Annotated in this window: 9 protein-coding genes; 5 read left to right on the top strand and 4 right to left on the bottom strand. The window is 42.5% G+C overall.

What is annotated here, in order from left to right; translation table 11 throughout:
- Positions 1-10 precede the first annotated feature (10 nt).
- Genes fusA through rpsL form a run of 3 tightly spaced genes read right to left on the bottom strand, consistent with a single transcriptional unit; the run spans position 11 to position 3,050 of the window.
- Positions 11-2,146, bottom strand: a complete 2,136-nt coding sequence (gene fusA / locus Q0K96_RS00990; RefSeq protein ID WP_297332162.1) for an elongation factor G — start codon at positions 2,144-2,146, stop codon at positions 11-13.
- 21 nt (positions 2,147-2,167) lie between these two features.
- Positions 2,168-2,644, bottom strand: a complete 477-nt coding sequence (gene rpsG / locus Q0K96_RS00985; protein WP_223052886.1) for a 30S ribosomal protein S7 — start codon at positions 2,642-2,644, stop codon at positions 2,168-2,170.
- A 25-nt stretch (positions 2,645-2,669) separates the two neighbouring features.
- Positions 2,670-3,050, bottom strand: coding sequence for a 30S ribosomal protein S12 (rpsL, locus tag Q0K96_RS00980; protein WP_035129761.1), 381 nt, complete (start codon positions 3,048-3,050; stop codon positions 2,670-2,672).
- Between the two features lie 182 nt (positions 3,051-3,232).
- On the opposite strand from rpsL, the gene Q0K96_RS00975 reads away from it, so the two are divergent.
- From Q0K96_RS00975 to Q0K96_RS00955, 5 genes are all read left to right on the top strand, one after another.
- On the top strand, positions 3,233-4,900 hold the full coding sequence (locus Q0K96_RS00975) for a hypothetical protein (RefSeq protein ID WP_297332161.1): 1,668 nt from the start codon (positions 3,233-3,235) through the stop codon (positions 4,898-4,900).
- A 142-nt stretch (positions 4,901-5,042) separates the two neighbouring features.
- The gene (locus tag Q0K96_RS00970; protein ID WP_297332160.1) at positions 5,043-8,195 is read left to right on the top strand and encodes a SusC/RagA family TonB-linked outer membrane protein; all 3,153 of its coding nucleotides are present in this window, start codon (positions 5,043-5,045) and stop codon (positions 8,193-8,195) included.
- A gap of 11 nt (positions 8,196-8,206) precedes the next feature.
- Positions 8,207-9,697, top strand: a complete 1,491-nt coding sequence (locus Q0K96_RS00965; protein ID WP_297332159.1) for a SusD/RagB family nutrient-binding outer membrane lipoprotein — start codon at positions 8,207-8,209, stop codon at positions 9,695-9,697.
- Positions 9,698-9,716: 19 nt separating this feature from the next.
- Positions 9,717-10,472 (top strand): BT_2262 family domain-containing protein, encoded by a 756-nt coding sequence (locus Q0K96_RS00960; RefSeq protein ID WP_297332158.1) that lies wholly within the window; start codon positions 9,717-9,719, stop codon positions 10,470-10,472.
- Between the two features lie 14 nt (positions 10,473-10,486).
- Positions 10,487-10,993: a lipid-binding protein gene (locus tag Q0K96_RS00955; RefSeq protein WP_297332157.1), complete on the top strand. Its 507-nt coding sequence runs from the start codon at positions 10,487-10,489 to the stop codon at positions 10,991-10,993.
- A gap of 72 nt (positions 10,994-11,065) precedes the next feature.
- Here the strand turns inward: Q0K96_RS00955 and Q0K96_RS00950 are convergent, their stop codons facing one another.
- The gene (locus Q0K96_RS00950; protein ID WP_297332156.1) at positions 11,066-13,804 is read right to left on the bottom strand and encodes a fibronectin type III domain-containing protein; all 2,739 of its coding nucleotides are present in this window, start codon (positions 13,802-13,804) and stop codon (positions 11,066-11,068) included.
- Positions 13,805-14,068: the final 264 nt, after the last annotated feature.

Here is a 14,068-nt window from a genome sequence, read left to right as displayed (position 1 = left end):
CCTTTAATAATTAAGCGTTTCCTTTAGCTTTTTTAATTACTTCATCCGCAATGTTAGAAGGTGTCTCTGCATAGTGAGAGAACTCCATTGTAGATGTTGCCCTACCAGAAGACAATGTTCTTAGTGTAGTTACATAACCAAACATTTCTGAAAGCGGAACGCTTGCTTTAACTACTTTAGAACCTGCCCTGTCGTCCATGTTGTTTATCTGGCCACGACGACGGTTAAGGTCACCTACAATATCACCCATGTTTTCTTCCGGAGTAAGCACTTCAAGCTTCATGATAGGCTCAAGGATTACGGCACCGGCAGCTTTAGCGGCTTCTTTGTAGCCCATTTTTGCAGCAAGTTCAAATGAAAGTGCATCAGAGTCAACCGGGTGGAATGAACCGTCAAGAAGTGTTACCTTCATGCTATCCATTTCATAACCGGCAAGAGGCCCTTGTTTCATAGCTTCTCTAAAGCCTTTCTCTACAGCAGGGACAAATTCTTTAGGCACGTTACCACCTTTTACCTCGTTTACAAACTGTAATCCAACAGGAGCTTTGCCATCTACTTCGTCAGCAGGCTCAAGTTTAAATACAATATCAGCAAACTTACCGCGACCACCAGACTGTTTCTTGTAAACCTCTCTGTGGTTAGCGCTGCGTGTAATAGCCTCTTTATACTCTACCTGTGGCTCGCCCTGGTTAACCTCTACCTTAAACTCACGCTTAAGACGGTCTACAAGGATGTCAAGGTGAAGCTCACCCATACCAGAGATAATAGTTTGTCCTGAAGCATGGTCTGTCCTTACGGTAAACGTTGGGTCTTCTTCTGCAAGTTTTGCAAGCGCCATACCCATTTTATCAACGTCTGCCTTTGTTTTAGGCTCTACCGCGATACCGATTACCGGATCAGGGAAGTTCATACTTTCAAGTACTATTGGGTGCTTTTCATCACATAGTGTGTCACCCGTTTTAATATCTTTAAAACCTACTGCTGCACCAATGTCACCCGCTTCAATAAAGTCGATGGCATTTTGCTTGTTAGCGTGCATCTGGTAGATACGTGATATACGCTCTTTGTTTCCTGAACGTGTGTTAAGGATATAAGAACCTGCATCAAGGCGGCCAGAGTAAGCCCTGAAGAATGCTAAACGGCCCACGTAAGGGTCGGTAGCAATTTTAAATGCAAGTGCAGCAAATGGCTCAGTTACAGATGGCTTACGCGAAATAGGCTCTTCTGTATCTGGGTTTGTACCGTCAATCGCTTCTTTATCAAGTGGCGAAGGAAGGAATTTACAAACCGCGTCAAGCATAAACTGAACACCTTTGTTCTTGAATGAAGAACCGCAAAGCATCGGTATGATAGCCATATCGATAGTAGCCCTGCGAAGCGCGTTGTTGATTTCATCTTCTGTGATAGAATCTTCATCTTCCATGAATTTCTCAAGAAGGTTTTCATCATAAGCGGCAACTTCTTCTATAAGCTGTGCACGGTACTGGTGTGCTTCTTCTTTCATATCGTCCGGAATAGGAACAATATCAAAAGTAGCGCCCTGTGTTTCATCGTGCCAAACGATAGCCTGGTTCTTGATAAGGTCTACAACACCTTTAAAGTCGGCCTCATCACCAATTGGCAATACAATTGGCACAGCGTTACTTTTAAGCATGTCTTTAACCTGCTGGCATACTGCAAGGAAGTTAGAACCCTGGCGGTCCATTTTGTTTACAAACCCCATACGCGGAACCCTGTAGTTATCTGCAAGCCTCCAGTTGGTTTCAGATTGTGGCTCAACACCGTCTACGGCGCTAAAAAGGAACACAAGTCCGTCAAGCACCCTAAGTGAACGGTTTACCTCAACAGTAAAGTCAACGTGTCCGGGAGTATCAATGATGTTAAAGTGGTAACCGGTAGTGTTATCTATAGGCTTACCCTGCTCTGTAGGGAAATTCCAGGTACAGGTTGTAGCAGCCGAGGTAATGGTAATACCCCTTTCCTGCTCCTGTGCCATCCAGTCCATCGTAGCAGCACCATCGTGTACCTCACCAATTTTGTGTGATTTACCCGTATAAAAAAGGATACGCTCTGTTGTTGTCGTTTTACCGGCATCAATGTGAGCAGCAATCCCTATGTTTCTAGTATATTTTAAATCTCTTGCCATTGTATTGTTTTCTTTATGAAATTAGAATCTAAAGTGAGAGAATGCTTTGTTAGCCTCTGCCATTTTATGAGTATCCATTCTCTTTTTAACAGCAGCACCTTCTTCTTTGGCAGCAGCCAAAATTTCTGAAGCTAACCTTTGAGCCATAGATTTCTCATTTCTTTTCCTTGCATAAAGTATAAGCCACTTCATGGCCATAGAGATTTTCCTGTCTGGCCTGATTTGCATTGGTATCTGGAAAGTTGCGCCACCTACCCTGCGGCTACGAACCTCTACGTGAGGCATAACGTTAGTTAGGGCGTCTTTCCACATTTCAAGCGCAGATTTTTCTTCGTCTTGTTTCTTAGTTTCTACGATGTCTATAGCATCATAAAACACTTTAAAAGCAGTTGATTTTTTACCGTCCCACATTAAGTTATTTACAAAACGTGTTACCAACTGGTCGTTAAACCTCGGATCCGGTAAAAGAGGTCTTTTTTTAGCCTGTCTTTTTCTCATGTCTTCTCTTTAAAAACTCTTTAAATTACTTTTTGTCTTTAGGGCGTTTTGCACCGTACTTAGACCTTCTCTGTAACCTTCCGTTTACACCGGCAGTATCCAGAGCTCCACGAACAATGTGGTATCTAACACCTGGCAAGTCTTTAACCCTTCCACCCCTAACTAATACTATCGAGTGCTCCTGCAGATTATGTCCTTCACCCGGGATGTAAGCATTTACCTCGTTGCCGTTTGTTAAACGAACCCTTGCTACTTTACGCATTGCAGAATTCGGTTTTTTAGGCGTAGTTGTGTAAACACGTGTACAAACACCCCTCCTCTGTGGACAAGAATCTAAAGCAGCCGATTTACTCTTCTTAGTTATCTGGGCCCTTCCTGTTCTTACTAATTGTTGAATTGTAGGCATAATTGTTATTAAATATTTCTATAAATTAAAAAACCCGCTTTTTTCGGGGTTGCAAATGTAGGAATTATAATTAATAAAACAAATCATAATTCATTAATTTTCAAGTATATTGTTCTACGCAACAGGCACTAATATTTTTTCCGCTTTTTTTGCGTTACTTTTACCAACACCATTTTTCTGTATTGAGATTTCTTTACTTCATATATACATTACTATTTTCTGCTTTTTGGTGCGGGGCGCAAAACCTGTATCTTAAAGCTGAAGGCGCCAATGCAGCCGAAACTGCTGTTATTGACTCTTTAGGATATATAAAAAACCACGAAAACGCAAAAGCCGTTGAAGCGGAAGCGGCAAATATACTACAAAAGCTATCAGGCAAAGGCTACCTGGAAGCCCGGGAGGTGGCGCACCAAAAAATAAATGATACCACTTTTGTATATGCATTTTCAATTGCCACAAAAACAGATTACATACATATATATACAACTACACTTACCGATGCCGAAAGGCAGTTGCTGGACATTGCAGAAGACACAATAGTATTGGCAACAGGCACTGTAAAGCAGTATATGGAAAACCGTACGGCCTTACTCGAAAAAAAAGGATACAGCCTGAGCAGCCTGCAACTGACAGGGCATGAAAAAAAAGGTAATATTATAACTGCCGCCATAAAAGCAGAAATAGAAAAGAAGCGCACGCTTGACGGGCTGGTTATAGAAGGCTATACAAAATTTCCTGAGGGCCTGCGGAGAAGTATCTTAAAAAAGTACAGTGGTAAAACCTTTAACCGCGAAAACCTGCAAAGGGTGTACAATGACTTTAATGCAATAAAATTTGTAAGCCAGGTGCGTTACCCTGAAATACTATTTAAGGAAGACACGACTAAAGTATATGTATATCTGGAAAAAGCCAAACCAAACAGTTTTGACGGATTTATAGGCTTCAGTAATGACGAAGATGAAGGTAATGTTCGCTTTAACGGATATTTAGACCTGCTGTTGGTAAACGTGCTTAACTCCGGAGAGCGCTTTAACCTGTACTGGAAAAACAATGGCGATGAGCAAACTACGTTTAACGCCCAGTTGGAACTGCCGTATATTTTTAAAAGCCCCATCGGGTTAAAGGGCAGCCTTAATATATTTAAGCAGGACAGCACATTCCAGAACACCGTTACAGACCTTAATGCCGGATATTACTTTAGCTATAACTCAAAAGTTTTTTTGGGTTACAGGCGCACCCAGTCGGTAGATATACAAAATCTCGACAATACCACACTTAGCGACTACAGCAGCACCTTCTGGACCTCAACCTACGAGCATACCGGTTATACTTTTGATGATTACCTGTTCCCTGAAAAAACCCGCATAATGATTAAAGGCGGTATTGGCAGCCGTAATACCAAGGCGACTGATACCGGCCAGTTTTTTTTACAGGCAGACGTTTCGCACAACCTGTACCTGAACAAGCGGAATATTATTGCAATACGCAACGAAAGCTATTATCTGGACAGTAACACCTATATAATTAATGAGCTTTACCGCTTTGGGGGTATTAACTCTGTAAGGGGGTTTAACGAGAACAGCCTGCAGGCAAGCCTGTACACCGCCCTGCTCGCCGAGTACAGGTATATACTGGCTCCTAATATGTACCTATACTCTATTACCGATTATGGATATTTTCAGGATAAGACCTCTAACTTTAATGACAACCTGCTTGGGTTGGGATTCGGTTTCGGGCTGCTCACAAAAAACGGATTATTCAATATAATTTATGCTAACGGCAGTACAGGCAACCAGTCTATAAAACTATCAAACTCTATAGTACACCTTAGTTTTAAAGCTGTTTTTTAACAATCTACTTGTTAAAGTGTTAAGCTAACCCAAATATTATGCTAAAGTAATATTAAGGTTAACAAAACATAATCCTAAAGGCTTTGCATTACCAAAACCATCATTAGATATTTGGGGTTCTAACATCTCAAAACTATACTCAATGAAAACAAAACTTGATGGTTTGTTAACGCTCCTCATTGCGTTAACAATGCAAATTTCATTTGCACAGGAGAGGGCAGTTACAGGAACTGTTACCGACCAGACCGGGTTCCCTATACCCGGCGCCAATGTTGTGATTAAGGGTTCTGCTACAGGTGTGCAAACCGATTTTGACGGTAAGTACGAAATACAGGCAGCACCGGACCAGGTTCTGGTTTTCAGCTATATTGGCATGACTACCGAAGAGCGACCTGCAACAAGCACCACTATTGATGTAATGCTTGAAGACTCTGCCACCGAACTGGAAACGGTTGTGGTAACGGCAGTAGGTATCCGCAGGGAAAAATCTTCACTGGGTGCGGCAACCACCACCCTTCGTTCGGACGAGATTAACGAAGGCTCCCAAAACAACATTTCGGATGCGATTAAGGGAAAAGTGGCAGGTGTTGTAATATCAAATGCTTCTACAGATCCGGGTGCGTCTTCCAGTGTTGTCATCAGAGGATACAGCAGTTTAAGCGGAAATAACCAGCCGCTTTATGTAGTTGATGGTATACCTATTAATAATAACACCAATTTTTCTGACGACCTTGATGGCGGTTATGACTTTGGACGGGGTTCTTCGGACATTAACCCGGATGACATCGAAAGCATGACTATACTTAAAGGTGCAGCTGCTTCGGCACTTTATGGTGCAAGGGCAGCAAACGGTGCTATTATTATTACCACCAAAAAGGGTAAGGCAGGAAAGTTATCGGTTGATTTTAGCACCACAACATTCTTTACCCAGGTATTAAGGACACCAAAGTACCAATCTACATACGGACAGGGATGGGACGGTGTGCATTACCTTAACGAAAATGGTTCATGGGGACCCCGTTTTGACGACCAGCCGCGTGTTTGGGGCAATGTTGTAAATAACAGCCAGCTTTTAAAGCCTTATTCATTCCAGGAGGACCAGCTTAGAAACTTTTTTGATACAGGTGTTTCCCAGTTAACCAATTTTGCGGTATCAGGCGGTTCCGGCGAAAGCAGTGTGCGCCTTTCATACTCCAATGCGCAGCAGGATGGTATTTACCCAACTGATGCCGACTCTTATGAAAGGAATACCATATCACTTAGTGGTACAACTAAAATTGACAAGTTTACCATTAATGCGAGCATGAACTATGTAAACACGCAAGGTAGCTCGGTTGCTACAGGCCAGGGCTTAACAGTATATAACAACCTGTTGCAGATACCAAACGACATCCCTATTACGGAATTTGCCGATTATAATAATCCTTTCCATAACGTGTCTAACTACTACACGCCCTATGGTGTAACCAACCCATATTTTACACTTAACGAAAATGGTTCTGATTACAATAAAGAAAGGGTTTACGGTTCGGTAGAACTTACTTATGACCTTAACAGTTGGTCTAACGTTCTTTACAGGTTTGGTGTAGACAGCTACAGCGATGTAACAAGAATTTGGGAAGCACGTGTAGATGCAGCTCCGGGTAGCCCTAATGATGGTTCTTCTACAGAGTATCCGGGCAGCTACTATGAGGCCAGCAGCACTTTCAAGCAGCTTAACCACGACTTGTTATACAACCTTGATTTTGATATAGATGATAACTTTGGTGTTGTTTCTACATTTGGTTTCAACATTAATTCGCGCGAAGGCATGCAGCTTGCCGCTAATGTGGGCAGCCAGGACATACCTGACTTTTACTCGCTTGCCAACAGCTCGCAGGTGCCAACAGTAGCCAATACACGTTCGCTGCAAAAGCTGTACGGACTTTACAACACCACTACATTCTCATATAAAGAACAATTGTTCTTAACAGGAAACGTAAGAAACGACTGGTACTCTACCCTGCCGGAAGCAAACAGGTCTTCGCTATATGCGGGAGCCAACGCAAGCTGGGTATTTTCAAGGACATTCCCTGAAATTAATAACATCATTAATTATGGTAAGTTAAGGGTAGGCTATGGTGAAGGCGGTAACGACACAGATCCGTACCAGGTATATGCTGACTTTGTACAGGGTTCTGCTGTAGGAACATTTGGTAACCTTACATTCCCTATCAACGGCTTAAATGCTTATGAAGTAGGTAACCGTGCTCCTAACCTTGACCTGAAACCCGAAAGGAGAAAAGAGTTTGAAGTAGGTATGGAGCTTTCATTGTTCGACAACAGGATTACCATTGATGCCACCTATTATGATGCAAGGGTAGAAAACCAGATATTGCCGCTGCCTTTGGCACCAAGTACCGGCTATACCAACCAGGTTGCCAACCTTGGTACTATATCTAATAAAGGTATAGAGGCTTTGGTTAACTTCTCAATATTTAAAAACAGGGATGGCTTTAACTGGGATACCTCGGTAAACTTTACGACTAACGACACTAAGCTTGAAGAGCTTGACCCAAGGATTGAACAGGTTGAGCTTGGAGGTTTAAGCACGCTTGAGTATATAGCCAAACCGGGACAAACTGTTGGCCTTATACAGGGCTATGTTCCTGAAAAAGATCCTGACGGCAATATAGTGGTTGATGCCAATGGTGTGCCGATTGCCTCACCTATCAAAGAAGTATATGGTGACACCCAATATGATTATACTATGGGTATTACCAACAACTTTGAGTGGAAAGGGATAAGCCTCGGCTTTACGTTTGATATCAGGCAGGGTGGCCTTATGTACTCGCGTACTGCCGATATTACAAGGTTTACAGGAAACTCTGTAACCACTATGTATAACGACAGGCAACCGTTTATAGTGCCAAACTCTGTTGTAAGAGTTATTGATGAAGGCACTGGCAATGTTAGCTACCAGCAAAATACAACTGCTGTTGACAGGGAGCACATGGACGATTACTATCGTGCAGATGCACTGGCAAGGGCTACGGTAATAGATAAATCGTTCATAAAGCTGCGTGAGGTGGTGCTAAGCTACAGGTTCCCTACAAAATATCTTGAAGGCACATTTATACAAGGGCTTACCTTCTCTGTAATTGGGCGTAACCTGTTCCTGTGGACACCGGCAAGCAATCAGTACATAGACCCTGAGGTTTCTACATTTGGTACACAGCTGGCAGGACAGTTTGGTGAGTTCTCTGCAAACCCTTCAACAAGAAGCCTTGGCTTTAGCCTGAAAGCTAATTTTTAAAATAAAAAACTATGAAAAGTATATATAAAATAATAGTAATTGCAACTATAGGGCTGTTTGTATCCTGCGATGAAGAGCTGGATATTAACCGCAACCCTAACACGCCCAATGAAATTAATGCCGGGCTTGCACTAACCTCGGCAGAGGCATCGCTTGCCATGGTAGTGGGCGATGAACTGACTAATTTAGGTGGTTTTTATGCACAGTATCATACCCAGTCGCCCAGTGCGAGCCAGTATGAAAGTATAGACCAGTATAACCTTAATACAGGTTATGCCAACAGGTTCTGGACAGAGTTATATACCGGCTGTTTAAATGACTTAAAGTATGTAAAAGAAGAATCTGATGCTGCAGGAGATACTGCTTCGGCTCTTATTTCAGAACTTTTAAGGGCATATACCTATCAATTGCTGGTAGATCTTTTTGACGACATACCCTATACAGAAGCTTTACAACAGGAATCGGGTAACATCACCCCTGCATTAACATCGGGAGAAGAAGTATATGCCGACCTGCTGGAAAGGATAGATGCTGCCGTTGCTGCTTATAACACCAACCCTACAGAGGCCGAAGTAGCTTCGCAGGATGTTATTTATGGCGGCAATATGGACAGGTGGATAGAGTTCGCCAATACGTTGAAACTTAAAATGTACCTAAGGATGGCCTATACTTCTATGGCTGACCCCGGCGCTGTTAACGCACTTATGGCTGAAGGCAATTTTCTTACCGAAGATGCAGCTTTTGCAAGCTTTGCTGATACTGACGACAAAAGGAATCCGTTTTATGAAGTGCAGTTTGACCAGACAGGCTTAGGGGATGTAAACCACATTGCCAGTAACACGCTGCTGCTTTTTTATGAAGGTAATGCTGACCCAAGGCTTTCGGCAGTTTACAGGGCCAGCAGTGCCGGCACTTACCTTGGTATAGAACAGGGAACAGGTAACGACTTTAATGATACCGCACAGGCTTATGCAAGGCCAAACGTAGGGCCATTTACACCTGTGTTTTTTATAAGCGTTACCGAAAGTTACTTTTTGCAGGCAGAGGCGCTGGCGCGCTATAGCGGCGGTACAGGTGCTAAGGAAATGTATGACATGGCTGTAGAAACCTCTTTTGACACCTATAAAGAATACTTCGGACTAAACAATGATGCAGACCCTTCAGCGTTAACCGGTGCAGGAGGCGCATATGAATATACAGATGCCGGTAGTGTAGAGGCAAATATAAGGCAGATAATGGTTCAGAAATGGGCATCTTTACCTTATATCAACAACATCGAATCGTATATTGAAACAACCCGCACCAAATTCCCTGAAGTTGTAACAGCAGGCACACAGGATTATACTGAAGGTAACAGGATACCATCGGCTATTTCTGTACTGGGTGGTACTGCGGTGCCAAGCATATTATTCTACCCTGATGATGAGGTAAACAGGAATCCTAACATTACACAAAGGGCAAACATCACCGAAAATGTTTGGTGGGATCAAAAGCCCGAATAACTAAAAAAAGTAAGTTGATATGAAAACATTATATAAAATAAAGTTTTACGCACTGGCGGCTGCGGGGCTGCTTGCCCTGAATGCCTGCAGTACGGAAGACACTATAACATCTACGGTGACTAACTATGCTGTTATTACACCAAATAATGATGATAAGAATCCGTATGTACTTGCCCCCGGCGAAACATATGAAGAGTTTGGCGCAGTAGCTTTAGAAAATGGCACCGAGCTGGATGTAGAGACATCATATACCCGCGGGCATTTTACAGGTGAACTGTTTGACCCGAATTCTACAGAGAACCCGAGAGACTATTACTCGGCAAGATACAGTGCAGAGAACCAGGACGGTTTCAGTGCATCGCAGATGAGGGATATAATTGTTACCGAAACAGGTGATTTTGAAACCAGTATTGCAGGTGCATACCTTTCTACAGTTGTAAGGGACGGAACTGCATCAGCACAATATACCAATATGGGATATGTGCTTATATGGCAGACAGGTGAAAATACATTCGAAATATCAGATGCTCTTGGAGGCTACTATGACATCGGACGTGCTTATGGCACAGACTATATTAATCCGGGTGGTGTAATAATAGCTAATGATATAGCAGCAAACGATTTTTCTACACCCGGAACACAAACCAATATAGCTTTTGGAGGTAATTCTACTATAGATTCTTTTTCTGTAGACCAGGAGGCTAAAACCATAGATATGGTAGTATCATGGGAAGGCTATACGTTTGAAATTCACCTGGAGCAAATTCAACCTTAAAAATGCAAACAAATATGAAAAATATAAAGATAAAAATAACGGCCATTTTGCTTTGTGTATTTGCCTTGCCGGCATTTATATCTTGCGATGACCAGGGCTATGACGATTATGATGCAGGGGAAACCCCTGTACAGGCCATGAGCGGTGAATGGTTTATAGATATTACGGATGATGCGACCGGCGATTTGCTTGTAGCCCATGCATTGCATAAAACCTATAACACTGGTACAGGCTCTGATGAGACAATGTATATTAACGACCAGCAGAACGGCTGGTGGCTTGGTGGCATTGTAAACATTAACCTTGATGATTTAACCTTTAGCGTTACCGATGAGGAAAACTTTCAGGATCCGGGTACTACCTTTACTATAACTGAAGGCAAGATAATGAGGAATGCCGCAACATCGCCAACCGGCGCAACTGTTGACAGTATTTACTTTAAAGCAACCTTTAGTTATGACCCTGAATCAGTACTTTCATTTTCAGGCTACAGGCGAACAGGCTTTGTAGAAGAAGAATAGTCAGCAATAACCCTTGTTATAATTAAGAAAGCCGCCCACAAGGGCGGCTTTTCTGTCTTAAAAACGGAATTACTAATTAACAATCACTTTTACATTATATACTTTGTTAGAGTGTATTTTTAGTATATATACTCCTGTTGGCAGGCTCTGGTTAATTAAAGAGAAGTTATAATCGTTGATGTTCTCTGAAGTATAAAACAGGTTACCTGTCATATCAAAAACATCAATCTGGTCTATCGGATATTTGCATTTAATATAAGTTTTCTCTCCTGCTTTAACAGGGTTAGGGTAAACCATTACTGCATTCTGGCTGCTAAACTCATCTAAGCCTGCAGTGTCATCCATAATCTGGAAAGTCACCCTGTTAGAAACTTCATTATAAGAGTCGTCAGTAAATATTACAATAAAGTATTCGCCCGGCGTGGTGGGCATGTTCTCGTCAGGAATTATTTTGCTTCCTTCCGGCTGCCCGTCAAAGTAAGTGTAGCTTACCAGCGGGTCAACGTTTGGTTCATCTCCTTCATGGTAGATACCCAGCCAGTCTTTAATAATACCGGGAGCGTCTGTCCAGGTGGCTATAATATTTTCATTAAGGTTGTAAATGGTATTGTTTATGGCAAGCTGGGTAATCTGGCTTCCCACCTGAAAGAACACCTTTTGCCCTACCGTGTCATAACCATCCTCAAGGAAATACTGCACAAAGTAGTAACCGTCTGCAAGCCCTTCAAAAGTTAATTCACCTTCGGCTGCATATACATACTCCCATTGCGTAGAGTTAATACTGCCCGGTGTATGGCCTACCTTATAAATACCTATCCAGTCGTTTGTAAGCGCAGGGCCATTGGCAAACGTTACGGTTACAGCGTTGCCGGATTCATACACATTCTGGTCGGTATCAAGCGTAACAAAAGGGCCTACATAAAAATACTTTCTCTCAACAATTTCATTATATGTATCGTTTTCCATTAGTGTAGCATAATACCTGCCTACCTGGTTAAGGCCGTTAAACGTAATGTTGCCACTTATCTGGCCGTTGGTATATTGCCATGCCTGAGAAGGGCTGGCGCTGCCCGGTGTCTGCCCAACTTTATAAAGCCCAACCCAGTCGGTACCGTTGCCCGGAGTATCAGAAAACGAAACGCTGATTGGCTCATTCACATTATAAGCAATGGTGTCAAGCTGTATTAGCGTATTGGCAAAGCTACTGTTGGTAACATTGAATGATTTTACCTCGCTCCATTCAGACCATGACAGGTTACGGTCCCTGTGGCGCACTTTTACAAAGTACTGCCCGTTAGGTATTTCATTTTCTGCAATGGTTAGCTTAGTAATATCTACGCCCTCCATTACGTTTGCAGAAGTATCTACCTGTGTGCCTACCGGCCCGTATAGATCTTCGAAGTCACGGTACACATCTTTTTCAAGGATTTCAAATTCAGCATTTTTACCAATCATGAACTGGGTACTGTTAAGCAGCTCTTCAGATGTTGTAGTATAAGGTGAGCTTTCTATAGTAAGGGGAAGCTCTACATCGCCACCATCAAAATTATTTATAATTTCAGGCTGTGCCGGCGCAGCAAGCCCTTTATAATGATGAAACTCATCCATAAGCTCATTGTCTTTCCACTGGTACACACTGCCTATTGAGTATGACTCCACATCAAAAGTGTCGTTGTTTACATCCACATCTACAATCTGGTACATCCAGTTGGATATGGTTTTCTGTACATCTTCATAATTAGCTTCGGCAGCCATACCCCAGTACTGGTCCCATGCCACACCTCCGGAAATAATCTGGTAGGTTGGGGTGTCTTTAAGCTGCCCCCTGTGGTACAGGTGGTGGTGTGCACCTATGTGCAGTATGTGCTTTGGCGAAGTAACCAGTACAGGCATAACGGTATTGCGCACCCATTGCGAAATATCACCTATGTACTGTTCTGCCTGGTAAGGCCTGTGCCCCAGTGATATTATCCAGTCTACCGTTTCATCATTATTGGCTGCGGCAAGTACCTGGTTTACCCATGTTAGCTGTTGCAATCCTGTATGCTCTGTATCAAGCGCTATAAACAGTACATTACCAACCTGGTTGGCATAATAATTCTCTGTCCCTGATGATATACCCTGATACGACATTTCATCAAGTACATAATGGTCGTAATAGGCCTGCATGGCAAGTGTGCCATAGGTTTCATGGTTACCCACAAGCGTTTGTATGGGCAGATAGCCCGATAGCGCTTTGTTTTTCTTAAAGTGTACATTCTCATAATGGTCAAGCGTACCCACATCTACCTGGTCGCCCACCATAACTGTAAGGGCAATATTATCCGAAGGGTCGGCTAAAAGTCCCCACTTTTGTGCAATTTTTCGTTTAGCGGCAGAGACAAGCGAGTCGAATCTCGGCACGTTACGCATCTGGTTATCGCCCATGATAAGAAAGCGCAGGTGACCGTCTTCGGTAGCTGCCTGACCCGGCAATGGCATAGTGCGGAAAGAATATACCTCAGAAGTTAATGTACCCGTTTTTACACGGTAATAATATTTGGTGTTTGGCGTAAGCCCGTCAACCTTTACAGTGTGGTAGTAATAGTTTGCAGGGTAACCGGTATCCGAAAATACAGATGCGTTTCCTGTAGAAGTTGTGGTAAGGCTTTCCGGGCTGCTGCCATACTCTACTATAGATTCTGTGTTGCCATCCGTTTTCCAGTTAACATAAATGGATGTAGGAGTTGCTGCCTGTAAATACGGATTTAGTGTTTGTGCTTTTAAGAACAGGCCGCTTAAAAGCACAAGCAAAAAGTAAAATTTTTTCATGTTGCGTTGTGTGAATAAAAGTTTAGAAAAATATGCCCAAAAATACCGGTTGCCAACGGTAAGGCTATTAGCTGATTCTTAAAGTAGCATTATCAAATAGAAAGCGAATTGTTATCAAGATTATATTTGTGTTATACTGCAAAAACAGCTTGACTGATATAACTGAAACCTTTTATGCCTTGTTTTTCTATAATTGTAAATTATACCTGCACAAAAAATAAACGAAAGTGAATTTAATCTTAAAACAATAAAAAATTATAATCT

Origin of the sequence: Flavobacterium sp., from assembly GCF_024305175.1 — a bacterium.
GTDB lineage: Bacteria > Bacteroidota > Bacteroidia > Flavobacteriales > Flavobacteriaceae > Flavobacterium.
This window is presented reverse-complemented; position numbering and strand designations above follow the sequence as displayed.